General features: G+C 64.5%; 24 protein-coding genes. 2 read left to right on the top strand and 22 right to left on the bottom strand.

Annotated features, from left to right (window positions below; genetic code table 11):
- Nucleotides 1–20: 20 nt before the first annotated feature.
- The 5 genes from arsC to ACFFP0_RS22150 all read right to left on the bottom strand — a co-directional run bounded on the left by arsC (nt 21) and on the right by ACFFP0_RS22150 (nt 2,554).
- Nucleotides 21–449: an arsenate reductase (glutaredoxin) gene (gene arsC, locus ACFFP0_RS22130; RefSeq protein WP_377264379.1), complete on the bottom strand. Its 429-nt coding sequence runs from the start codon at nt 447–449 to the stop codon at nt 21–23.
- Nucleotides 446–1,153 carry an aquaporin gene (locus ACFFP0_RS22135; RefSeq protein WP_377264380.1) on the bottom strand — a complete coding sequence of 236 codons (708 nt, stop codon included), beginning with the start codon at nt 1,151–1,153 and terminating at the stop codon, nt 446–448. Before ACFFP0_RS22135 ends, arsC begins: the two co-directional genes overlap by 4 nt.
- A 3-nt stretch (nt 1,154–1,156) precedes the next feature.
- The gene (locus ACFFP0_RS22140) at nt 1,157–1,690 is read right to left on the bottom strand and encodes an arsenate reductase ArsC (protein ID WP_377264381.1); all 534 of its coding nucleotides are present in this window, start codon (nt 1,688–1,690) and stop codon (nt 1,157–1,159) included.
- A complete protein-coding gene (locus ACFFP0_RS22145) occupies nt 1,687–2,043 on the bottom strand; it encodes an ArsR/SmtB family transcription factor (RefSeq protein WP_377264382.1) in 357 nt (118 codons plus the stop codon). Before ACFFP0_RS22145 ends, ACFFP0_RS22140 begins: the two co-directional genes overlap by 4 nt.
- A gap of 79 nt (nt 2,044–2,122) precedes the next feature.
- Entirely contained in the window at nt 2,123–2,554 is a 432-nt protein-coding gene (locus ACFFP0_RS22150; protein WP_377264383.1) for a MarR family winged helix-turn-helix transcriptional regulator, read from the bottom strand.
- A 427-nt stretch (nt 2,555–2,981) separates the two neighbouring features.
- On the opposite strand from ACFFP0_RS22150, the gene polA reads away from it, so the two are divergent.
- Nucleotides 2,982–5,966, top strand: a complete 2,985-nt coding sequence (gene polA, locus ACFFP0_RS22155; protein ID WP_377264384.1) for a DNA polymerase I — start codon at nt 2,982–2,984, stop codon at nt 5,964–5,966.
- A 9-nt stretch (nt 5,967–5,975) separates the two neighbouring features.
- Here the strand turns inward: polA and ACFFP0_RS22160 are convergent, their stop codons facing one another.
- The 15 genes from ACFFP0_RS22160 to phnG form a co-directional block, all read right to left on the bottom strand.
- Complete coding sequence (locus tag ACFFP0_RS22160; RefSeq protein ID WP_377264385.1) at nt 5,976–6,278, bottom strand: hypothetical protein; 303 nt, start codon at nt 6,276–6,278, stop codon at nt 5,976–5,978.
- Between the two features lie 87 nt (nt 6,279–6,365).
- Entirely contained in the window at nt 6,366–6,962 is a 597-nt protein-coding gene (gene phnN / locus ACFFP0_RS22165; protein ID WP_377264386.1) for a phosphonate metabolism protein/1,5-bisphosphokinase (PRPP-forming) PhnN, read from the bottom strand.
- Nucleotides 6,959–8,098 carry an alpha-D-ribose 1-methylphosphonate 5-triphosphate diphosphatase gene (locus tag ACFFP0_RS22170; protein ID WP_377264387.1) on the bottom strand — a complete coding sequence of 380 codons (1,140 nt, stop codon included), beginning with the start codon at nt 8,096–8,098 and terminating at the stop codon, nt 6,959–6,961. Before ACFFP0_RS22170 ends, phnN begins: the two co-directional genes overlap by 4 nt.
- A complete protein-coding gene (locus ACFFP0_RS22175) occupies nt 8,095–8,808 on the bottom strand; it encodes a DUF1045 domain-containing protein (protein ID WP_377264388.1) in 714 nt (237 codons plus the stop codon). Before ACFFP0_RS22175 ends, ACFFP0_RS22170 begins: the two co-directional genes overlap by 4 nt.
- A 166-nt stretch (nt 8,809–8,974) precedes the next feature.
- Complete coding sequence (gene phnE / locus ACFFP0_RS22180) at nt 8,975–10,324, bottom strand: phosphonate ABC transporter, permease protein PhnE (RefSeq protein ID WP_377264389.1); 1,350 nt, start codon at nt 10,322–10,324, stop codon at nt 8,975–8,977.
- Nucleotides 10,324–11,304: a phosphonate ABC transporter, permease protein PhnE gene (gene phnE, locus ACFFP0_RS22185; RefSeq protein WP_377264390.1), complete on the bottom strand. Its 981-nt coding sequence runs from the start codon at nt 11,302–11,304 to the stop codon at nt 10,324–10,326. Before phnE (ACFFP0_RS22185) ends, phnE (ACFFP0_RS22180) begins: the two co-directional genes overlap by 1 nt.
- A gap of 240 nt (nt 11,305–11,544) precedes the next feature.
- Entirely contained in the window at nt 11,545–12,456 is a 912-nt protein-coding gene (phnD, locus tag ACFFP0_RS22190; protein ID WP_377264391.1) for a phosphonate ABC transporter substrate-binding protein, read from the bottom strand.
- Between the two features lie 67 nt (nt 12,457–12,523).
- Entirely contained in the window at nt 12,524–13,372 is an 849-nt protein-coding gene (gene phnC, locus ACFFP0_RS22195) for a phosphonate ABC transporter ATP-binding protein (RefSeq protein ID WP_377264392.1), read from the bottom strand.
- Between the two features lie 115 nt (nt 13,373–13,487).
- A complete protein-coding gene (locus ACFFP0_RS22200; protein WP_377264393.1) occupies nt 13,488–14,105 on the bottom strand; it encodes a DapH/DapD/GlmU-related protein in 618 nt (205 codons plus the stop codon).
- Entirely contained in the window at nt 14,102–14,812 is a 711-nt protein-coding gene (gene phnL / locus ACFFP0_RS22205; RefSeq protein ID WP_377264394.1) for a phosphonate C-P lyase system protein PhnL, read from the bottom strand. Before phnL ends, ACFFP0_RS22200 begins: the two co-directional genes overlap by 4 nt.
- Nucleotides 14,813–14,887: 75 nt before the next feature.
- Nucleotides 14,888–15,664: a phosphonate C-P lyase system protein PhnK gene (gene phnK, locus ACFFP0_RS22210; protein ID WP_377264395.1), complete on the bottom strand. Its 777-nt coding sequence runs from the start codon at nt 15,662–15,664 to the stop codon at nt 14,888–14,890.
- Nucleotides 15,664–16,545: an alpha-D-ribose 1-methylphosphonate 5-phosphate C-P-lyase PhnJ gene (locus tag ACFFP0_RS22215; protein ID WP_377264396.1), complete on the bottom strand. Its 882-nt coding sequence runs from the start codon at nt 16,543–16,545 to the stop codon at nt 15,664–15,666. Before ACFFP0_RS22215 ends, phnK begins: the two co-directional genes overlap by 1 nt.
- Nucleotides 16,542–17,648: a carbon-phosphorus lyase complex subunit gene (locus ACFFP0_RS22220; RefSeq protein ID WP_377264397.1), complete on the bottom strand. Its 1,107-nt coding sequence runs from the start codon at nt 17,646–17,648 to the stop codon at nt 16,542–16,544. Before ACFFP0_RS22220 ends, ACFFP0_RS22215 begins: the two co-directional genes overlap by 4 nt.
- Before the next feature lie 93 nt (nt 17,649–17,741).
- On the bottom strand, nt 17,742–18,344 hold the full coding sequence (gene phnH / locus ACFFP0_RS22225; protein ID WP_377264398.1) for a phosphonate C-P lyase system protein PhnH: 603 nt from the start codon (nt 18,342–18,344) through the stop codon (nt 17,742–17,744).
- Nucleotides 18,344–18,817, bottom strand: a complete 474-nt coding sequence (phnG, locus tag ACFFP0_RS22230) for a phosphonate C-P lyase system protein PhnG (protein ID WP_377264399.1) — start codon at nt 18,815–18,817, stop codon at nt 18,344–18,346. Before phnG ends, phnH begins: the two co-directional genes overlap by 1 nt.
- An 84-nt stretch (nt 18,818–18,901) precedes the next feature.
- On the opposite strand from phnG, the gene phnF reads away from it, so the two are divergent.
- Nucleotides 18,902–19,642, top strand: a complete 741-nt coding sequence (gene phnF / locus ACFFP0_RS22235) for a phosphonate metabolism transcriptional regulator PhnF (RefSeq protein WP_377264400.1) — start codon at nt 18,902–18,904, stop codon at nt 19,640–19,642.
- A gap of 122 nt (nt 19,643–19,764) precedes the next feature.
- Here the strand turns inward: phnF and ACFFP0_RS22240 are convergent, their stop codons facing one another.
- The gene (locus ACFFP0_RS22240; protein ID WP_377264401.1) at nt 19,765–20,400 is read right to left on the bottom strand and encodes a 2,3-bisphosphoglycerate-dependent phosphoglycerate mutase; all 636 of its coding nucleotides are present in this window, start codon (nt 20,398–20,400) and stop codon (nt 19,765–19,767) included.
- 21 nt (nt 20,401–20,421) lie between these two features.
- A complete protein-coding gene (dapB, locus tag ACFFP0_RS22245; RefSeq protein ID WP_377264402.1) occupies nt 20,422–21,243 on the bottom strand; it encodes a 4-hydroxy-tetrahydrodipicolinate reductase in 822 nt (273 codons plus the stop codon).
- Nucleotides 21,244–21,258: the final 15 nt, after the last annotated feature.

The raw sequence follows: 21,258 nt of genomic DNA on the forward strand, positions 1-21,258 counted from the left end.
CGGTCGCGGCCGTCACGCGTTCAGACGATGCGCCTGCCGTCCGCATCGAGGACCTGCTCGCCGTCTTCCTTGGTGAATGGTCCCTTGTGCGTGTCCGGCAGAATATCGAGCACGATCTCCGATGGACGCGCGAGCCGCGTGCCGAGCGGCGTCACCACGAACGGCCGGTTGATCAGGATGGGGTCCCGGAGCATGGCATCGAGCAACTGGTCGTCGGTCAGGTCCGGATTGTCCAGGCCGAGTTCCGCATAGGGCGTGCCCTTCTCCCGGATCGCCTGGCGCACGGTGAGGCCCGCATCGGCGATCATCCTGACGAGCTGTTCCCGCGTCGGCGGGGTCTTCAGGTATTCGACGACGGTCGGCTCGATCCCGGCATTGCGGATCATGGCAAGCGTGTTGCGCGAGGTGCCGCAGGCAGGATTGTGATAGATGGTGGCTTCCATGGTCATCTTGGACCTTCCGGCGTGGCGGTCGTTTGGGATCGGGAACTATCTGCCAGCATCCAGCCCGCCAGGGCAAGCGCCAGGAGCGCGCCCGCAACCTCGGCGGCGATGAAACCGGGCAGGTCCGACGGGCGGATGCCGGCGAACGTGTCGGAAAGGGCGCGGGCGATGGCGACGGCGGGATTGGCGAACGACGTGGATGCCGTGAACCAGTAGGCGGCGGTTATGTAGAGCCCCACCAGCCAGGGAATGGTATCGGCGCGAAAGCGCAGGGCCGAAAGAATGGTGAAGACGAGCCCGAACGTGGCGACGGTTTCGGCGAGCCACTGCCCGAAGCCGGCGCGCGCCGTGGCGGAAAGCTGCACCAGCGGCAGTTCGAACATGGCATGCGCCAGGAGGGTGCCGGCGATCCCGCCGAGGACCTGCGCCAGGCCATAGGCCAGAGCGGCGCCGCTCGTCAGGTCGCGTCGCAGAGCAAGGACCAGGGTGACCGCAGGATTGAAATGCGCGCCCGAGATCGGGCCCAGGATCGTGATCAGCACCACGAGAATGGCGCCGGTCGGAAGCGTGTTGCCCAGCAGGGAGAGGGCGGTATCGTCCGTCAGCCTGTCCGCCATGATGCCGGAGCCGACGACGGCGGTCACCAGGGCTGCCGTTCCAAGGGCTTCGGCGCAAAGGCGCCGGGAGAGCGTGAAACCGGGCGCGCTCATGTCTCATGCGATCCCGGGTCGGGACGACGTGGCGCCTTCCATCGTGCCGATCGCACGCAACTGCCGCTGCAGGGCAAGCCTGTCGATCGAGGCAAGCGGCAGGTTGATGAAAGCCATGATGCGGTTCTTGAGATAGCGTGCGGCCTGGGAGAAGGCCTGCGCCCGGATGTAGGCCTCACCTGCGACGGCGGCCGGATCTTCCACGCCCCAATGCGCGGTCATCGGTTGGCCCGGCCAGACGGGACAGGCTTCGCCGGCGGTGTTGTCGCAGACCGTAAACACGAAATCCATCTGCGGCGCACCGGGAACCGCAAACACGTCCCAGCTCTTCGAGCTGAAGCCGTCTGCCGGATAACCGAGCGCTTTCAGCGTTTCGAGCGCCAGCGGATGAACCTCGCCCTTGGGGTGGCTGCCGGCGGAATAGGCGTGGAAGCGTCCCTTGCCTTCCGTGTTGAGGATGGCTTCCGCCAGAATGGAGCGGGCGGAATTGCCGGTGCAGAGAAACAGGACATGATAGATGCGGTCGGTATCGGTCATCGCAGGCTCTCCTTGGCTGAAGGGGTGCAGCAGGCCGCCATGGCGACCGTGGGGGCGCAGATCTCGGGATGTCCGGCACAGCAATCCTCCATCAGGAAGCGCAGCAGGCTGCCGAGCGCTTCATAATCGGCGCGATAGATGATCGAGCGGGATTCCCGATGTTGTGCGATCAGGCCGGATCGTTCGAGTTCCTTGAGATGGAAGGAAAGATTCGATGGCGAGACTTCCAGTTTCTCCGCGATCGCTCCGGCCGCCATGCCGGACGGTCCGGCGACGACCAGCATGCGCACGATCTGCAGGCGGGTCTCCTGCGAGAGAGCGCCGAAGGAAGCGATGGCCTGTCGTTCATCCATTATTCAATAATCCTTGAAATGTTGAAATAATGGATAACGCACATGAATGCGAACGGCAAGTCCATTTCTCGGGGACAGGTCAAAGCTTCCGCGCGTTTTCGACGATCATCCGCATGTACTCGATCATCAGCTCGCGTTCGAAACGCTTGAAGCCGGAGAAAAGGGCGGCGTCGGCGTCGGCTGCGGCCTCCACCGCCTGGGTTTCGAGATCGCGGCCGAGCTGGGTCAGCCTGATGATCTGGGCGCGGCGATCGTTGGGATGAGGGTTGCGCTGGATGAGCCCGTCCCGTTCCATGCGGGCGAGCGTATTGGCAAGCGTCGCCTGTTCCACCTCCAGCCGGTCGAGGAGCTGTTTCTGGGTGAGCTCGTCCTCGTGCCAAAGTTCGAGCAGGACGGGAAACTGGCCGGGGGAGAATCCGAGCGCCGTGGACCGTTTCTGCAGGGAGCGCGCAAAACCCTTGGCCAACTGGTTGGCAAGGTAGGTCGCCGAATGCGAGCGGTCGAATGCCATGGCTTCGGTTCCATTCCTCCCTGAATGAGTTTTCCCGACTGCGCGTCTTGCGGATATATCGCAGGCCATGCTTTCGCCAAGCCTGTGCGAAGACAGGTAAAATGGCAAGCCTCCGGAAAACGAAAAACCGCCACGGCCGGGAGGGGACAGCCGTGGCGGTTCTGATGGAGGGGCAAAGACCCGGAGAGGGGGATAGGCCTTTGCCCGGTCTGGTGCGGCGGGGGACAGGCCAGCGTCCAGACTGCGGCGTGATCAATCGCCGGTATCCATGAGATGTGGGGCCGAATACGGCTTTTCAAGGGAGCGTATATTACAATTCTGTAACGTTCCGGTGAGCCGACGGCCGGGCGGGAGACCGGCGGAACATCCCCGCCGGCTTCCAAGTTTTCATGGACGGATCAAGTGCCCCACGCTATTCCTTTCGCCCATGAAAAAAGGCGATCATCTCTTCCTTGTCGACGGCTCCGGCTTCATCTTTCGTGCGTTTCACGCGCTGCCGCCGCTCACCCGAAAATCCGATGGCTTGCCGGTCGGCGCGGTCTCCGGTTTCTGCAACATGCTGTGGAAGCTTCTGATCGATGCACGGGACACGTCCGTCGGCGTGACGCCTACCCATTTCGCCGTCATCTTCGATTATTCGGCCAGGACCTTCCGCAAGGAAATCTACGATGCCTACAAGGCGAACCGGCAGGCGCCGCCTGAGGAACTGGTCCCGCAATTCGGCCTGATCCGCGAGGCGACCCGCGCCTTCAACCTGCCCTGTATCGAGACGGAGGGGTTCGAGGCGGACGACATCATCGCCACCTATGCGCGGCAGGCCGAGGCGGCTGGCGCCGACGTGACGATCGTCTCTTCCGACAAGGACCTGATGCAGCTCGTGACGTCGATGGTCCACATGTACGACAGCATGAAGGACAAGCAGATCGGCATTCCCGATGTCGTCGAGAAATGGGGCGTGCCGCCGGAAAAGATGATCGACCTGCAGGCCATGGTCGGCGATTCGGTTGACAACGTGCCCGGCATTCCGGGCATCGGCCCGAAGACGGCGGCGCAGCTTCTGGAGGAGTTCGGCGATCTCGACCAGCTGCTTGCTCGCGCCGGCGAGATCAAGCAGGTCAAGCGGCGGGAGAATATCGTCGCCAATGCCGATCTTGCGCGGCTGTCGCGCCGCCTCGTTTCGCTGCGGACCGACGTGCCGCTCGACCTCGATCTGGGCGCCCTGGTGCTGGAGCCGCAGGATGGCCCGAAGCTCATCGCCTTCCTGAAGGCCATGGAATTCACCACCCTGACGCGGCGCGTGGCGACGGCCTGCGATTGCAATGCCGACGAGATCGAGCCGGCCGCCCTGAAGATCGAATGGGGCGAGGCGGCGCGCGGCCCGGATCTCGATGCCGGTGCTCCGGCACCGGCGGATACCGGCGAGGCGGCGGCCGAAGCGCCCGCCAATCCGCCGAAGACGCCCGTCGCCAGGGGCACCGGGGCGGCGACGCCCGCCGAACTCGCCGGGAGCCGGATCGAGGCTTTCGGCAGGTCGAGCCTCGATGTGAGCCGTTATGTGACGATCCGGGATGTGGAGGTGCTCGACGACTGGATCAGGGCGGCGCGGGAGACCGGCCTCGTCGGTTTCGATACGGAAACCAATTCGCTCGATCCGATGCAGGCCGAATTGGTCGGTTTCTCGCTGGCGATCGCCGACAATACGGAAAATCCCTCCGGCCTCGACGTCCGCGCAGCCTACGTGCCGTTGATCCACAAGACGGGCGTGGGCGACCTGCTCGGCGGCGGCATGGCGGAAAACCAGATCCCGACGCGCGAAGCGCTGGCCCGGCTGAAGCCGCTGCTGGAAGACCCGTCGGTCCTCAAGGTCGCCCAGAACCTGAAGTTCGACTACCTCGTCATGAAGCGCCACGGCATCACCGTCGAAAGTTATGACGATACGATGCTGATGTCCTACGTGCTGGAGGCCGGCAAGGCCAGCCATGGCATGGATTCGCTTTCGGAACGCTGGCTGAACCACAAGCCTATCGCCTTCAAGGATGTCGCCGGCAGCGGCAAGGCGGGCGTGACCTTCGATTATGTCGGTATAGACAAGGCGACGGCCTATGCGGCGGAAGACGCCGACGTGACGTTGCGCCTCTGGATGGTCCTGAAGCCGCAGCTTGCCGCGGCGGGGCTGACCACCGTCTACGAGCGGCTGGAGCGGCCGCTGGTCTCCGTGCTGGCGCTCATGGAGGAGCGCGGCATCACCATCGACCGGCAGATTCTCTCGCGCCTTTCCGGTGAGCTTGCCCAGAAGGCGGCGGCCTTCGAGGACGAGATCTACCAGCTTGCCGGCGAAAGGTTCACCATCGGCTCGCCGAAGCAGCTCGGCGACATCCTCTTCGGCAAGATGGGCCTGCCGGGCGGCGCCAAGACCAAGACGGGCCAGTGGTCGACATCGGCGAGCGTGCTGGAGGACCTTGCGGCCACCGGCCACGAGCTGCCGCGCAAGATCGTCGACTGGCGCCAGCTCACCAAGCTGAAATCGACCTATACGGACGCATTGCCCGGTTACGTCCATCCCGAGACCAGGCGCGTCCACACGTCCTATTCGCTGGCGTCCACCACGACCGGGCGTCTTTCGTCCTCCGAGCCGAACCTGCAGAACATTCCCGTGCGCACGGCGGAAGGCCGGAAGATCCGCACGGCCTTCATCTCGACGCCCGGCCACAAGCTGGTTTCGGCGGACTACAGCCAGATCGAGCTGCGCGTGCTCGCGCATGTCGCGGACATCCCCCAGCTTCGCCAGGCCTTTTCCGATGGCATCGACATCCACGCCATGACGGCTTCGGAAATGTTCGGCGTGCCGGTGGAAGGCATGCCGGGCGAGGTCCGCCGCCGCGCCAAGGCGATCAACTTCGGCATCATCTACGGCATTTCCGCCTTCGGGCTCGCCAATCAGCTCGGCATTGAGCGCTCGGAGGCAAGCGACTACATCAAGAAGTATTTCGAACGCTTTCCGGGCATCCGCGACTACATGGAAAGCACCAAGAATTTCGCGCGCGAGAACGGCTATGTGGAGACCATCTTCGGCCGCCGGGCGCATTATCCGGAAATCAAGTCTTCCAATCCGTCGGTGCGGGCCTTCAACGAGCGCGCCTCGATCAACGCGCCGATCCAGGGGTCGGCGGCGGACATCATCCGCCGCGCCATGGTGCGGATGGAACCGGCGCTCGGGAATGCCGGTCTTTCGGCCCGCATGCTGCTGCAGGTGCATGACGAACTGATCTTCGAGGTCGAGGACGAGGAGATCGAACGGACGCTGCCGGTGATCATCTCCACGATGGAGCACGCCGCGATGCCGGCGATTTCCATGAAGGTGCCTTTGAGAGTGGATGCGCGGGCCGCCAGCAATTGGGACGAGGCGCATTGAGCCGGTGGTTCAATGCTCGCGCGGAGAAGCCGGATAAAGGGATAGAAGCGCGGTCGAAAGCAATTCGTCCGCATAGGAAGAGGCGGAAAGCCGCGTGTCGGCCGCCATTCCTATTTCGTCGCAACGCCGGCGCACCGTTTCCAGCACCAGGTTGGCGATGCCGCGGGCATGCTCCACGTCCGCGTTCTCGGATGTATCCATTGCCAGCGCGAGCGCCGTCATCGAAACGATCTCGAGAACGACGACGCGTGCTTCGAGATCGACCTTTTTTCCTTCCGGCTGTCTCCCGTCCTGCGGACTGGTCCGAATCATGACCTTCCCTTTTTCTTCTTGTATGGAAAAAGGGAAATAGAGCCGTCCGGAAGACTTTAAAGCATCGGCCAAAGGTTTTTTGGAAATTTATCTTCCGGTGGTCGTGTATTCGCGGAGCACTTCGACCATGGCTCCGCCTCCCGTTTCGATCGCGCCGCTGTTGTCGATCGTGATCACCTGGTAATCGCCTTCGACGGACAGTGAACTACGCTCCAGCCGGCGGAGGATTTCTTCGCGCGTCTCGCGGCCGCGCGATTCCAGCCGGGCGGCCAGCACCTCCCGGCTTGCCGTCACGTTGATCACCAGGAGGCGGGGATAGGCGGCCTTGAAACGGCTGAGCGCCGAGCGGGAACCGTTGGCCACGACGAGCCGGCCCTGCGCGATGGCCTCTTTCGTCTCGACGGGAATGCCGTAGCTGAGCCCATGGGCTCCCCACGAGACCGCGAAGCGCCCGGCTTTTTCGAGGGCCTGAAATTCGGCCTCCGACACGCCTTCATGGTCCTCGCCGCCGGCTGCGGCGTCACGGGTGATGATCCGCCGCGCGAAGACGACGTCGTCACGCCCTTCGAAAAACCGGGCGGCATAGGCCATCAGCGTGTCCTTGCCGGCGCCGCTCGGCCCGACGACGGCGACCATGCAGCCGCCCGAACCGGTCTCCGCCCCTGTCGGTCGGTTGTCCATCATGCCACCCGCCGGCCGTTGCGCCAGACCGCGCGGGCGACCGGAACGCCGTGTTCGCGGTGCACGCGCACGAGATCGGCACGCAGCCCGGTATCGATTCGGCCGCGATCGTCGAGGCCGACCGTGCGGGCCGGCGTCGCGGTCACCATGGCGAGCGCCTTAGGCAGGGAGATGCCTTCCACCTCGTCCGCCAGCACGAAAGGCGCATGCAGGAGGCTGAGCGGCACGTAATCGGAAGAGAGGACATCGAGTACGCCGCGCTCGGCGAGGTCGCGGGCGGCGATATTGCCGGAATGCGACAGTCCGCGCACGACGTTCGGCGCGCCCATCAGCACGCTCATGCCTGCTTCGTGCGAAGCCCTGGCGGCATCGAAGCTGGTCGGGAATTCCGCCAGCCGGACGCCGTTTTCGATCGCCTCGTCCACATGGGCGAGCGTCGCGTCGTCATGGCTCGCGACCGTGATGCGCCGGTCGGCGCAGACCTGCGAGATCGCGATGCGGTGCGGAGTGGAGTTGCGGGCCGATTCCGCTTGCCGCTTGGCCACGAAAGCGGCGAAAGCCTCGTCGCTGAGCCCGCGCTTCTTCTGGTAGTAGAGCGTATACTGGCCCATCGTCTGGAACTGGCGCTGGCCGGGGGCATGGTCCATCAGCGACACGAGCTTGACATGGGGATCGTTCTCGAAATCGACGAAATGCTCCATGACATTGTCGGCCGAGACTTCGCAGCGCAGGTGGATGAAATGTTCGGAACGCAGCCGTCCGTCGCGGCTGGCGGCCTGGATGGCGTCGGCCATCTCGCGCATCTCGCCCCTGGCGAAACCGCCGTCCTCGTCCGCGCCCATGCGCAGGCAGTCGAAAACCGTGGTGATCCCCGAGGTCGCCACCTGCGCGTCATGGGCCTGGATGGCAGCCGTGGTGTTCCAGCGCACGCCGGGGCGCGGCGAATAGTGCTGCTCCAGGTGGTCGGTATGCAGCTCGACCAGGCCGGGGACCAGGTAATCGCCGTCAAAATCCTCGCCGACGCGGACACTGCCTTCGGAAACGTCGGCGATCCCGCCGTCGCGGATCTGGACGGAGCCGTGGATCACGCTGTCCTCCAGCACGATGCGGGCGTTGGTGAGCACGAGTTCGGCGGTCATGATGCGATCTTTCTATTTTCGGAAGCGGGCGCGAGCGGGAGCCAGCGGTGAACGATGAAGGGCGCCCCCCGCTCCTGTTCGACGAAGAGTGCGATCCCGTCGATCGCGAGCGGCGCATTTGCGAAGGCGGAAAAGCGGCGGTCGAGTTCCCCGCGCATGGCCGGCGCATGTTCGGGCGGCACCTGGCCGGTCAGCGTCATGTGGAAGCGGAATTCCTCCATGACATAGGGATAGCCCCAGCGGTGGAGGTTGGCGCGGTGCGCTTCGCTCAGGGCCTCCGGCTTGCGGCGGGCGATATCCGCCTCGGAAAGCGGCGCGCGGAACGGTTCGAATTCCTCGACGACGCGGGCGGCGAAATCCTGAAGCTCGGGATAGACGGTGTCGGGAACGAGAGCGAAGAAACGGCCGATCTGGCCGATGATGGCGTTCGAGATATCGAAGGCCGGGGTCTCTGACGCGAAGCGCTCGAAGGCGGCGATCAGCTCGGCTTCGCTGCGGTCCGGATGCAGCTCGAACGGCGCTTTCAGCGTTGCATGGAACCCGTAGCGGCGCGGATCGGCGGTCAGCTCCCGGATCGTGTCCCCGGCCAATCCGTCGGCCTCTGGCGTGGGGAAGGTCTCGCCGCCAAAGGCGTTGCGGGCGAGCCAATGCGTTGCCGCCTTCGTCAGCGGATGATGTTCAGCGGGCGAAAAATAAAGAGCGTAGCGCAAGACGGGATTCCGGAATCAGGAGAGGCCGGTGGCAGACTAACCTGCCACCGCGCCCCGAAACAGGACCCCGGGCTAAAAGATTTCCGTGACAGAATGATGATGGAATCCGGTTATTCGGCGCATGCGCGCCGTTATCCCGAAACCGGTGCGTGGCAGGCGACAGGCGTCAGTGGTTCTTCTTGCCCATGACGCGCGAACGCAGCGCGTTGGAGAGGTTGTCGAAGATGAAGACGACGCCGAGGATGAGCAGGACCATGTAGGCGACCTTGTCCCAGTCGGAATTGGTCTTCATCGATTCGAGCAGTTTCAGGCCGATACCGCCGGCGCCGACGGCGCCGATGACGGTCGCCGAGCGGGTATTCGATTCCCAGAAATAGAGCGATTGCGAGATGAAGATCGGCAGGACCTGCGGAACGACGCCATAACGCTGCACGATGACAGGCGCCGCGCCGACCGACTTCACGCCTTCGCGCTGCTTGTCGTCGACATTTTCCAGCGCTTCCGCATAGACTTTGCCCAGCGCCCCGCTGTCGGTGAAGAAGATGGCCGCGATGCCGGGCAGCGGTCCGGGTCCGAAGGCGCGGGTGAAGAACAGCGCCCAGATCAGCATGTCGATCGAGCGCAGGAAATCGAAGAGGCGCTTCATGCCCCAGTTCGCGACGCGGCTGCGGGTGATGTTGCGGGCCGCGACGAAGGCGAGCGGAAATGCGACCAGCGTGGCAAAGAGCGTGCCGACAAAGGCCATGACCAGCGTCTGCATGAGCTTCGACAGGATATCGGCGTGCTGCCAGCTCGCATTGTTGAGGAAGTTGTCGAGCGCGAGCGAGGCGTTGGACCGGGCGGGGTCGAGCCGCTCGCCGGAGAACATCAGGCCGGCGACCTCGCCGAAGCCGCGGCCCCAGAAGGGGGATTGGGTATCGAAGAAGAAATTCGCCCAGCCGAGGAAGCGCCTCTGTATGTAGACCTGGCTGTTGCGGATCTCGGCCTGGCCCTCGAAGCCGAAATAGACGTTCACCTTGTTGCCGTCCTGCTCCATCTGCGCCGGTGCGCCGGCCGGCAGCGACGCCCGTTCGGGCGTGATCGTCACGGGATAGAGCCTGCCGTCCAGATGGACGTCGACGCGGCTCGGCGTAATGTCCAGCCGGTCGCCACTGCCGCCGAAGGTGACGGTGTAGCCGCCGTCGGCCGAGGGGGTCATCCAGGGGATGGTGGCGTTTTGCGGATACTGGGCGCGGCTCGTCCACTGCGGCACCACCTGGCCGTTCTGGAAGCGCAGGCGCGGCTGGGCGCGCCAGGAATACCAGTCCTGGAGATAGATGGCCGCGCGGTCCCAGTTGCCGTTCACGAAGGTCGGGATGACGTTGAAGAAGACGAAGCAGAAAGCGAGATAGACGAGCACGACGGCGGCGGCCACGGCGAGGCCCCAGCGCTGCGCGAAGCTGCGGTGGAAGACTTCCGGATAGGAGGCAAGCAGGCGCTCGCGCTCGGCGGCGTTGACGGCAAGGACCGAAGACATCAGGCGGCTCCCCGTCCGAATTCGAAGGATTGCCTGCCGATCAGCCGGCGGCGCAGCCAGGCGGAGAACTGGTCGACGCAGATGACGGTGATCAGGAGCAGGATGATGATCGCATAGGTCTTGGCGGCATGGTCGCGGCCGATCGACAGGCTGAAGACCTCGCCGATGCCGCCGCCGCCGACCGCGCCGATGATGGTGGAGGCGCGCACGTTGATCTCGGTGCGCAGCAGCGTATAGGAGACGAAGTTCGGAAGCACCTGCGGCAGGATCGCGAACCGCACCCGTTCGAGCCAGCTGGCGCCGGCGGCGCGCAATCCTTCGTCCGGCTTCATGTCGGCATTCTCCACCACTTCGAAGAACAGCTTGCCGAGCGCGCCCGTCGTGTGCACCCAGACGGCGATGATCGCCGAGATCGGGCCGATCGACAGGATCGCCGCGAGAAGCCCTGCGACGACGATTTCCGGGAACGCGCGCATGATCTCCATGATCCGGCGCACCACCCAGCGCACGATGCCGGCGCCGACGAGGTTGGTGGAAGCGAAGAAGCAGAGCAGGAAAGCGCCGCTCGCGCCGAGAATGGTCGAGACGATGGCGATATTGAGGGTGATCGCGAGCTGGTAGAAGAAATTCGGGATATAGAAGCTGTCGGTGATCCAGATGCGGTCGCTGGTATAGTCGTATTTGATCGAGCCGTCCGAATAGGGCGACGGCAGGTCGAACATCGCCCGGAAGATTTCCAATGGGCTGTCCGGCACGAAATGCTTCAGGAAATCGAAGAAATAGGGAAGGCGTTCGAAGAACTTGCCGGAATTGGCGTCGTTGGCGAAATTAAGCGACGCCGCGAGCACGACGAGGAAGACCGCGATGGAGGCGACGGTGTAGATCCGCCGGGTCCGCACCTGGCCCTGGTAGTGGTCGAGTATGGTGCGGGAGCTGTCGCTCAACCCGCTCGAATGGTCGGCTCCGGCTACGTTCGCCATACGGGGACTGTCCTTGTAACGAAAGCGGCCGCCGCCGATCCCTTCGCCTGCAATATCGAGCCCTTTGCCGAAGCCTGGATGCCGGAATTGCTTCCCCGCAAGGGGAGAGATGGGGATGCGGCTTGCCGTGGGTTTACCTCCCCCTTGGCGGGAGAAGTTGCAAAATCAGCCCCCGGTTTCGGCCAGGGGCCGGATTTTGTTGGCGGGGAATCTGCTTTCGACAGGTCCCCCGCCGAAGGATCAGCCGCCGATGACCGACTTACGGGCATCGATGATCGTCTGGTAGAAGCTCTGGTCGACCGGGGCCCAGTCGACATAGCCGCCGCCGGTGAAGGATTCGAAGCAGGCCTTGTCCGTCTTCGGCAGTTCGGCGAAGTAGGCGGTGACCTTCTTCTGGAGGTCGGCGGGCAGCTTGTTGGAGACCATCAGCGGACCGTTCGGGATGAGCGGCGACTTCCAGACCTCGACGACGTCGTCCATGTCGAGCAGGCCCTTGGAGACCATCTGGTGCAGGTTGCCGGAGGTGTAGCCCTGGGCCCAGTCGCCCTGGGCGGAACCGAAGGTGGTGCCGACGTCGAACTTCTTGTCGAGAACGCCGAGAACGAGGTTCTCATGGCCGCCGCCGAAACCGGTTTCGGAGAAGTACTGCTTGACCGGCATGCCGATGTCCTTCGGCAGGGAGACGTTCGGCACGAGGTAGCCGGAGGTCGAGTCCGGATCGGCGAAGCCGAGCTTCTTGCCCTTGGCGTCGGCGAGCGTCTTGATGCCGCTGTCCTTGCGGGCGACCATGATCGAGTAGTAGCCGGTGGAGCCGTCGGCCTGCTTGGTGGTCAGGACCGGGGTAACGGCGTTCGGGTCCTTGAGGTAGATCGAGGCGTAGGAGGAGGCGCCCATGACGGCGAGGTCGATCGTGCCGCCGAGCAGGCCCTGGATGACGCCGTTGTAGTTCGGCGACGGGAAGAGCTGGACTTCGGAAACGCCGGTGGCCTTGACGAGGCCGGGCTTGACGCACTCGGTGCGGCGAACCTGGTCGGCTTCGTTTTCACCGCCGTCGAGGCCGATGCGCAGGACCTTGACGTCCTGGGCAAGCGCGTTGCCGGCGAGAGAGGCGATGGCGATCGTGGCCATCAGGATCTTGCGGAATGCAGACATGGAAGTCTCCTTTGGTGACATGGATGGTGTCAATCTTCCGGCCGTTGTTCCGGCGGCCGGCAACGGGTCAGCGCATGACGGCGGCCTGGGCCATCACGTTGCCGGAGGGCGCGGCTTCCGGGCGGCGCGTCGATTCGAGGCTGGTCGACGTCATGGATTCGTCGATGCCGGCGCCGTCCTTGTCCGAACCGTAGATCTCGCGCACGGCCGTAGCGTCGAGCGCCTGCGGCGGACCGTCGAAGACGACGCGTCCCCCGGCCATGCCGATGATCCGTTCGCAATAGCTGCGGGCGGTGTCGAGCGTATGCAGGTTGGTGATGACCGTGATGCCTTCGCGCTCGTTGATGTTGCGAAGCGCATCCATGACGATCTTGGCATTGAGCGGGTCGAGCGAGGCGATCGGCTCGTCGGCGAGCACCATCTTGGGCGCCTGCACGAGGGCGCGGGCGATCGCGACGCGCTGCTGCTGGCCACCCGAAAGCGTGCCGGCCGGCTGCAATGCCGTCTGCTCGATGCCGAGACGCTCCAGGGCGGCGATCGCCATGACGCGTTCGTCCCGGTTGAAGATCTTGAGGAGGCTCATCACCGTCGAACGGTGGTTCAGGCGGCCGAGCAGGACGTTGGTCATCACGTCGAGGCGCGGGACGAGGTTGAACTGCTGGAAGATCATGGCGCAGTCGCGCTGCCAGTTGCGCAACGCGGCCCCCCTGAGGGCCGAGACCTCGACGCCGCCGAAGTGGATCGAGCCGGAACTCGGCTCCTGCAGGCGGTTGATCATGCGCAGGAGCGTGGACTTTCCAGCACCGGAACGGCCGATGATGCCGACCATCTGGCCCTGGGGAATCTCGACGTTCACGGCATTGACCGCGATGCGGTCGCCGAAACGGCGGGTGACATTCCTCAGCTCGAATTTCATTCTCTCTTGTCCGTCCAACCCTGTTATACAGTTTCGATTAGCGGCGGTTCGTGAAGCCTGAATGTCGGTTTCATGTCGGGATTGTTACAATCCGCCGACGTTCGTAACGGTTATGTTACGCCGCATGACGCGACAGGAACTCTTCGGCCGAAAGTGCCCGGAAATCCTCGAGAGCGGCTCTCAGCTTCAGGTGATCCCAGTCCCACCAGGCGAGCCTGTCCATCGCCTCGCCGACCGCTTTCGTGAAACGTTCGCGAATGAGTTTCGCCGGCACGCCGCCGACGATCGTATAGGGCGCGACATCCTTCGAGACGACCGCGCCGGCGCCGATCACCGCGCCGTTGCCGACGGTGACGCCCGGAAGCACGGTCGCGCCATGCCCGATCCACACGTCATGGCCGATGACGACGCGGTTGTCACGCCGCCATTCGAAGAAGCTTTCCTCGTTCCCGGCGTCGTCCCAGTAGTTCGCGGCGCGGTAGGTGAAGTGATGCAGCGTCGCTCGCCAGGTCGGGTGGTTGGTGGCGTTGATGCGCACGGAAGCCGCCATGTTGACGAACTTGCCGATTGTCGCGCACCAGATCGATCCGTCCTGCATGATGTAGGAATAGTCGCCGATCTCGGCCTCGTCGATGCGGCAGCGCTCGGAGATTTCCGTGTACCGGCCGAGAGTGGAACCGGTGACGCTGGCGCTCGGATGGATAGCCGGCTCCAGACCAAGTTTCGTGCTCATGCTGCAACCGCCTTTCGCGGGGAGAACTGCGTGATGTCGAGGATGCGGTCGGCCACCGCCTCGCGGACTTCCTCGTCGTGGAATATGCCCAGAAGCGCGACGCCTTCGCGCTTCTTCTCCGCGATCATGTCGACCACGACGCGGCGGTTCACGGCGTCGAGCGAGGCGGTCGGTTCATCGAGAAGCAGGATGCGGTGGCGGGTGATGAAGCCGCGGGCGATGTTGACCCGCTGCTGTTCGCCGCCGGAGAAGGTGGCGGGCGGCAGCGACCACAGTTCCTTCGGCAGGTTGAGCTTCGAGAGAAGTTCGGCGGCCCTGTCCTTCGCCTCCGCCGCATCGGAGCCGCGGGCGGCGAGCGGCTCGGCCACGACGTCGAGGGCCGCGACGCGCGGCACGGTGCGCAGGAACTGGCTGACATAGCCCATCGTGTGCCTCCGCACGTCGATGATGGTGCGCGGGTCGGCATGGGCGATGTCGACGAGCCGGTCCCTGTGATCGACGAGTATCTGTCCGGAATCGACGGCATAATTGCCGTAAAGCATCTTCAGGATCGAACTCTTGCCGATGCCGGACGGACCGCCCAGCACGACGCATTCCCCGCTTGCGACGGAAAAGTTCACGTCGTTGACGACCGGCAGCTTGATGCCGTCGCGCAGGTGCATGATGAAGCTCTTGAAGACTTCCGAAACGACGAGGGGAGTAGCCATGGGTTTATCCTTGTTTTCGCATGGCCCTGTCCGAAGAACGGAGGTCGTCCCGTCTTTCGGGGGCCATGCGTCTCCTCAAACCTGGAGGATCGAGGAGACGAGCAACTGCGTGTAAGGCTCGCGCGGATCGTCGAGAACCCGGTCGGTGAGCCCGTGCTCGATCACATACCCGTCCTTCATCACCATCATCCGGTGCGACAGCAGGCGCGCGACCGCGAGGTCGTGGGTGACAACGACGGCCGACAGGCCGAGATCGTTGACGAGCCCGCGCACCAGGTCGAGCAGGCGGGCCTGCACGGAAACATCGAGGCCGCCGGTCGGCTCGTCCATGAACACCAGGCGCGGGTGGGTGACGAGGTTGCGGGCGATCTGCAGGCGCTGGCGCATGCCGCCGGAAAAGGCGCGCGGCTGGTCGTCGATGCGGTCGGTGCTGATCTCGACGCGGGCGAGCCAGTCGCTCGCCGTCTCGCGAATCCTGCCGTAGTGCCGGTCGCCGATCGCCATCAGCCGCTCGCCGACATTGGCGCCGGCCGATACGGTCATGCGCAGCCCATCGGCCGGGTTCTGGTGCACGAAACCCCAGTCTGTGCGCATCAGGAAGCGCCGCTCGGCTTCGTTCATATGGTAGAGATCACGGAAATTGCCGTCGCGCATGCGGTATTCGACACTGCCGGTCGTCGGAATGAGCCGCGTGGAAAGGCAGTTGAGCAGCGTCGTCTTGCCCGAGCCGGATTCGCCGACGATTGCAAGCACTTCGCCCGGCCAGAGCTCGAAGCAGACGTCCTTGCAGCCGATGCGGCTGCCGTAGAATTTCGAAACGCCGCTGACCTTGAGAAGAGGGGTATCGGTCATTATTCTGCGGCCTCTTTGCTGGGCGCGAGCATCTCTCCCGCATGCCCGTGCTCGCGGCGCTCCTCGCAATGGTCGGTATCGGAGCAGACGAACATGCGTCCGCCCTTGTCGTCGAGCACGACCTCGTCGAGATACACGCCTTCGGCGCCGCACAGCGCGCAGGGCTGTTCGAATGTCTGGATCTCGAACGGATAGTCCTCGAAATCGAGGCTCACCACCTCGGTATGGGGCGGCACCGCATAGATGCGCTTCTCGCGGCCGGCGCCGAAGAGCTGCAGCGCCTCCGACATGTGCATTTTCGGATTGTCGAATTTCGGCGTCGGCGAGGGGTCCATCACATAACGCCCGGCGACCTTCACGGGGTAGGCATAGGTCTTCGAGATGCGCCCGTTATGGGCGATGTCCTCGTAGAGCTTCACATGCATGAGGCCGTATTCCTCCAGCGCATGCATCTTGCGGGTCTCGGTCTCGCGCGGCTCCAGGAAACGCAAGGGTTCCGGAATCGGCACCTGGTAGACGAGGATCTGCCCCTCCGCGAGCGTCTGCTCCGGAATGCGATGGCGGGTCTGGATGATCGTCGCATCCCTGGTATGGGTGGTGACGGCGACGTTCGCCACCTTCTGGAAGAAGGCGCGGATCGAGACGGCATTGGTCGTGTCGTCGGCACCCTGGTCGATCACCTTCAGTACGTCGTCCGGCCCGATGATCGAGGCGGTGACCTGCACGCCGCCTGTGCCCCAGCCGTAGGGCATCGGCATTTCGCGCGAGGCGAACGGCACCTGATAGCCGGGGATGGCGATCGCCTTCAGGATCGCCCGGCGGATCATCCGCTTCGTCTGCTCGTCGAGATAGGCGAAGTTGTAGGTGGCAAGGTCGGTCACTCGGCGGCCTCCTGCATGTCTTTCTGGCCGTTTCGGGCGGCATCGATGTCGGAACGCATCTTCCGCACCAGTGCGAGTTCCGCCTGGAAGTCGACATAGTGCGGCAGTTTCAGGTGCTCGACGAAGCCGGTCGCCTGAACGTTGTCCGAGTGGGAGATGACGAATTCCTCGTCCTGCGCCGGAGCGCCGATATCCTCGCCGAGTTCTTCGGCGCGCAGCGCCCGGTCGACCAGCGACATGGACATCGCCTTGCGCTCACTCTGGCCGAAGACGAGGCCATAGCCGCGCGTGAACTGCGGCGGCGCCTTGGACGAGCCCTTGAACTGGTTGACCATCTGGCATTCGGTGACCCGGATGCGGCCGAGCGATACGGCAAAGCCGAGTTCGGGGATGTCCAGTTCCACCTCCACCTCGCCGATACGGATCTCCCCGACGAAGGGATGGTTGCGGCCGTAACCGCGCTGGGTCGAATAACCGAGCGCCAGCAGGAAGCCCTCGTCGCCGCGGGCGAGCGCCTGCAGGCGGAGATCCCGGCTCATCGGGAACTCCATCGGTTCGCGGGTGAGGTCGCCGGCGACATGGTCCTCGGAAAACTCCCCGTCCCCTTCGATCAGCCCTTCATGGGCGAGGATGTCCGAGACGCGCATGACATTCTCCCCGGCGGCGTCCTTCCGGTCCGGCTCGTCGACCGGCTCGTCGGCGAGCAGCGAAGGGTCGAGAAGGCGGTGCGTGTAGTCGAAGGTGGGGCCGAGAAGCTGGCCGCCCGGAAGATCCTTGTAGGTGGCCGAAACGCGCCGCTCCACCTTCATGGCCGCGGTGTCGACCGGCATCGACGCGCCGAAGCGCGGCAGGGTGGTGCGATAGGCGCGCAGCAGGAAGATCGCCTCGATCAGGTCGCCGCGCGACTGGCGAACGGCCAGCGCGGCCAGCGCCCTGTCGTAGAGCGAGGCTTCCGCCATCACCCGGTCGACGGCAAGCCCGAGCTGCTCGACGATCTGGTCTATGGTGACGGAAGGGAGCGAGCGGTCGCCCCGGCGCCGGTCGGCCTGCAGCCGGTGAGCGTTTCTGATGGCGGTCTCGCCACCTTTGACGGCAACATACATTATTTCACTCTCCTGCCCATCGACCGGCATTCCCCGCTGATGCCGGAAAGGGTTGGTCATTCCGCCCGAAGGCCGGACAAACGGGCGTCCCGTTCACTGGATGGCGATCTTGGTCGTTCGCGGAAGGCAAAGAAGGTTCTTGCCGGCCACCAGGATGACGTCGATCCCGCGTGGAAACAGGGCCCGGTTGTCCGCCCACAGCCGCGGGAAGACCTCGGGCAGGCCCTTCACCTTCACCGCCGTCGCATGCTGGATTCCGGGGCCGCTCAGCGTGAGCGTCTGGCCTTCGCCAAGTGCCGCGATCTCGATCACCAGCGTCGTGGAACGGTCCGGGTATTCCTGTGTGCCAGGGGAAAAGAGGCCGAAGGAGGCGAGCGTGGCGCCAGCTTCCACGAAGGCGAAGCGAGCCTCGGCCTTTTCGCGGGTGATCGTTGCGCCGGTGTGGAACACGATCCATTCACCGACGGCCGATTTCGCCAGGCCGCTGCTCAGCCACACGGGCGTCTCATGGTCGCAAAGGGTCAATGCGATCGCGCCGGCTGCCCCTCCAAGCGGCTCGGGCTGGCCGACATCCGGGCCGACGGTGCGGATCGTACCCGGCCGCGCCATGCCGTCCATCAACATGCGGAACACGCTCTGCGATTCGAATACGGGTTCTCCGAAACCGCCGGAGAGCGATTGCGCCTTGATGTTCATCAGTCCTCCCCCCGTACCATCGTGAAGAAATCGACGCGGGTGGCCGCCGTCTCCTCTGCTTTTTGCCGGTCCTCCGCCGCGATGCGCTCCTCGATGGGGGCAAGCAAGGCGGTTTCCACGAAACCGGACGTCCCGCTCTCTTGCCAGAGCGCATCGAAGATCGCGGCCAGCCTTACCTTTTCCTTGTCCGTTCCGAGCGCATGCGCATGGCCGGCCGTGCCCGAGGGGAGCAGGATGGTGGCGCGCGTGACCGTCGCTTCGCCGAGATTGAAGGGCGCGCCGCCGCCGCCGATACGCCCGCGCACCATGACAAGGCCCGTTTCCGGCCCGCGCACGGGCTTCACTTCCGGCCTGGTGGGGAGCTTGTCCCAGGCGTTGCGCAGTTCCTCGGTCTTCGCGCGTGCAAGCAGGTCGGCGGCGCGGCGGCGCCCGGCGTCTTCCGCCTTCGGCTCGGTTTGTTTTGCCAGGTCCATTGCCAAACCCTTAAATGTCTATTAATATAGACAACTGTACAAATCACTTTTATTCATAACCTTCGGATATAACAGGCGTGTGACATGGATGTGGGGCGAATAAACGTCCAGCGGCAGAACGGCGTGGCTCTCTGGCGGCAGATTGCCGATCGCATCCGGGCCTCGATCGCGAACGGCGAATATGATTCCACCGGCAAGGTCCCGCCCGAAATAGTGCTCGCGGCCCAGTTCGGGGTGAACCGCCACACGGTGAGAAGCGCGCTTGCCGCGCTGGCGCAGGAGGGCATAGTCCGCCCCGTGCAGGGCCGCGGCACGCTGATCGAGCGCAAGGAGCGCCTGAATTTCCCGATCTCGCAGCGCACCCGTTTCAGCGAGGGGATCGGAGACCAGGCGCGGGAAAAGGAGGGGCTGCTCCTTCAATCGGCGGAGGAGACGGCATCGGCCGATCTTGCGGCGCGCTTGCGCATCCCCCAGGGAGCGCCGGTCATCCGGCTGGAGGCGCTGAGAAAGGCGGACCGCCGCCCGGTCTCGCGTTCGACCAACTGGTTTCCGGCCGGCCGGTTCCACGGGATCACGGAAGCCTACGAGGAGAGCGGTTCGATTACCCTGGCTTTCAGGGCGCTTGGCCTTTCCGACTATTTGCGTGTTTCCACCGAGGTCACGGCCGTTCACGCGGATGGAGCGGATCTCACCGACCTGCAATTGTCGCCCGGAGCGATCATCCTCGTCGCCAAGGCGTTGAACACCGATACGAATGGCGCGCCGGTGCAATATGCCGTCAGCCGCTTCCCGGCGGATATGGTCCAGTTCACCATCGGAAATTGAAAATACCGACCCTTGTTCCGTACAGGGGCCGGTATTGCGAACAGAAGAAAACTGCGCTTCAACCTACTGAAACTGTATCATTGGTCCGAAATTGGAACGGTTCCGGGCCGATGACGCAGCCGTCAATGCGCGCCGGACATGTCGCCGAGGATTTCCTTGGAGGAGACGGTCGAATCGGCGTTGAGCTTGTAGACCATCGGCACGCCGGTCGCGAGGTTGAGGCTCAGGATTTCCTCCTTGCTCAGGCGGTCGAGCACCATCACCAGCGCGCGCAGCGAATTGCCGTGGGCCGCGACCAGCACCGTCTCGCCCCGCAGCACGCGCGGCAGGATTTCCGTCATGTAATAGGGCCAGACGCGGGCGCCGGTGTCGCGCAGGCTCTCGCCGCCGGGCGGCGGGACGTCGTAGGAGCGGCGCCAGATATGCACCTGCTCCTCGCCCCACCTGGCGCGGGCGTCATCCTTGTTGAGGCCGGAGAGATCGCCGTAGTCCCGCTCGTTCAGGGCCTGATCGCGGATCGTCTCGAGGTTCGGCTGGCCGACCTTGGAAAGCACGATCTTCAGCGTATCCTGGGCGCGCTTCAGCGCCGAGGTGAAGGCGATGTCAAACTTGATGCCCGTATCGGCAAGCGCCTGCCCGCCCGTTTCGGCTTCCTGGATGCCGAGCGGGGTGAGATCAGGGTCGCGCCAGCCGGTGAACAGGTTTTCCAGGTTCCATTTGCTCTGGCCGTGGCGAACGAGGACGAGAGTGCCGCTCATGAAAAGAATTCCTCCGGAAGTTCAGTGGGAAAGCCCGAGCACGTCGAGCATGGAATAAAAACCTGGCTTCTTGTCCCGCGCCCAGAGCGCGGCCGCCACTGCGCCGCGCGCGAAGATGGAGCGGTCCCGCGCGCTGTGGGAGAGCGTGACGAGTTCACCTTCCCCGGCGAGGATGACGGAATGATCGCCGACGACCGAGCCGCCGCGCAGCGTCGCAAAACCGATCGTGCCGCCCGGCCGCGGACCGGTATGGCCGTCGCGGACCCGGACCGACTTGCTCGCGAGGTCGATTCCGCGGCCTTTCGCCGCCGCTTCGCCGAGCAGGAGCGCGGTGCCGGACGGTGCGTCGACCTTGTGCTTGTGATGCATTTCCACGATTTCCACATCCCATCCGGCCGCGGGAAGAGCTTTTGCCGCCTGCTCCGCGAGCACGCTCAGCAGATTGACGCCGAGGCTCATATTGCCGGATTTGACGACGCGGGCGTGACGGGCGGCGGCCCTGAACTTTTCCTCGTCCTCCACCGAGCAGCCGGTGGTGCCGATGACATGCACGATGCGCGCTTGCGCGGCGAGACCGGCGAAGGTGACGCTTGTTGCCGGGGTGGTGAAATCGAGCACGCCTTCCGCATCGAGAAAGGCCTGCAGCGGATCGGTGGTGACGGGCACGCCGAGTGCGCCGACGCCTGCGATCTCGCCCGCATCCTTGCCGATGAAAGCCGAGCCTTCGCGTCCCACGGCCGCATGCAGCGTCACGCCTTCGGTCTCGTGGATCACCCGTATCAGGGCTTGGCCCATCCGGCCCGCCGCGCCAACCACCACGAGTTTCATGTCATTTGCGGTCATGTGCGGTGCGGTCCC

This window comes from Neorhizobium puerariae (assembly GCF_042429745.1).
GTDB classification, from domain to species: domain Bacteria; phylum Pseudomonadota; class Alphaproteobacteria; order Rhizobiales; family Rhizobiaceae; genus Neorhizobium; species Neorhizobium puerariae.

What these genes read in the sequence shown, in the direction of transcription:
- arsC (WP_377264379.1), bottom strand. Translation starts at nt 449, where the DNA reads ATGACCATGGAAGCCACCATCTATCACAATCCTGCCTGCGGCACCTCG.
- ACFFP0_RS22135 (WP_377264380.1), bottom strand. Translation starts at nt 1,153, where the DNA reads ATGAGCGCGCCCGGTTTCACGCTCTCCCGGCGCCTTTGCGCCGAAGCC.
- ACFFP0_RS22140 (WP_377264381.1), bottom strand. Translation starts at nt 1,690, where the DNA reads ATGACCGATACCGACCGCATCTATCATGTCCTGTTTCTCTGCACCGGC.
- ACFFP0_RS22145 (WP_377264382.1), bottom strand. Translation starts at nt 2,043, where the DNA reads ATGGATGAACGACAGGCCATCGCTTCCTTCGGCGCTCTCTCGCAGGAG.
- ACFFP0_RS22150 (WP_377264383.1), bottom strand. Translation starts at nt 2,554, where the DNA reads ATGGCATTCGACCGCTCGCATTCGGCGACCTACCTTGCCAACCAGTTG.
- polA (WP_377264384.1), top strand. Translation starts at nt 2,982, where the DNA reads ATGAAAAAAGGCGATCATCTCTTCCTTGTCGACGGCTCCGGCTTCATC.
- ACFFP0_RS22160 (WP_377264385.1), bottom strand. Translation starts at nt 6,278, where the DNA reads ATGATTCGGACCAGTCCGCAGGACGGGAGACAGCCGGAAGGAAAAAAG.
- phnN (WP_377264386.1), bottom strand. Translation starts at nt 6,962, where the DNA reads ATGATGGACAACCGACCGACAGGGGCGGAGACCGGTTCGGGCGGCTGC.
- ACFFP0_RS22170 (WP_377264387.1), bottom strand. Translation starts at nt 8,098, where the DNA reads ATGACCGCCGAACTCGTGCTCACCAACGCCCGCATCGTGCTGGAGGAC.
- phnE (WP_377264389.1), bottom strand. Translation starts at nt 10,324, where the DNA reads ATGTCTTCGGTCCTTGCCGTCAACGCCGCCGAGCGCGAGCGCCTGCTT.
- phnE (WP_377264390.1), bottom strand. Translation starts at nt 11,304, where the DNA reads ATGGCGAACGTAGCCGGAGCCGACCATTCGAGCGGGTTGAGCGACAGC.
- phnD (WP_377264391.1), bottom strand. Translation starts at nt 12,456, where the DNA reads ATGTCTGCATTCCGCAAGATCCTGATGGCCACGATCGCCATCGCCTCT.
- phnC (WP_377264392.1), bottom strand. Translation starts at nt 13,372, where the DNA reads ATGAAATTCGAGCTGAGGAATGTCACCCGCCGTTTCGGCGACCGCATC.
- ACFFP0_RS22200 (WP_377264393.1), bottom strand. Translation starts at nt 14,105, where the DNA reads ATGAGCACGAAACTTGGTCTGGAGCCGGCTATCCATCCGAGCGCCAGC.
- phnL (WP_377264394.1), bottom strand. Translation starts at nt 14,812, where the DNA reads ATGGCTACTCCCCTCGTCGTTTCGGAAGTCTTCAAGAGCTTCATCATG.
- phnK (WP_377264395.1), bottom strand. Translation starts at nt 15,664, where the DNA reads ATGACCGATACCCCTCTTCTCAAGGTCAGCGGCGTTTCGAAATTCTAC.
- ACFFP0_RS22220 (WP_377264397.1), bottom strand. Translation starts at nt 17,648, where the DNA reads ATGTATGTTGCCGTCAAAGGTGGCGAGACCGCCATCAGAAACGCTCAC.
- phnH (WP_377264398.1), bottom strand. Translation starts at nt 18,344, where the DNA reads ATGAACATCAAGGCGCAATCGCTCTCCGGCGGTTTCGGAGAACCCGTA.
- phnG (WP_377264399.1), bottom strand. Translation starts at nt 18,817, where the DNA reads ATGGACCTGGCAAAACAAACCGAGCCGAAGGCGGAAGACGCCGGGCGC.
- phnF (WP_377264400.1), top strand. Translation starts at nt 18,902, where the DNA reads ATGGATGTGGGGCGAATAAACGTCCAGCGGCAGAACGGCGTGGCTCTC.
- ACFFP0_RS22240 (WP_377264401.1), bottom strand. Translation starts at nt 20,400, where the DNA reads ATGAGCGGCACTCTCGTCCTCGTTCGCCACGGCCAGAGCAAATGGAAC.
- dapB (WP_377264402.1), bottom strand. Translation starts at nt 21,243, where the DNA reads ATGACCGCAAATGACATGAAACTCGTGGTGGTTGGCGCGGCGGGCCGG.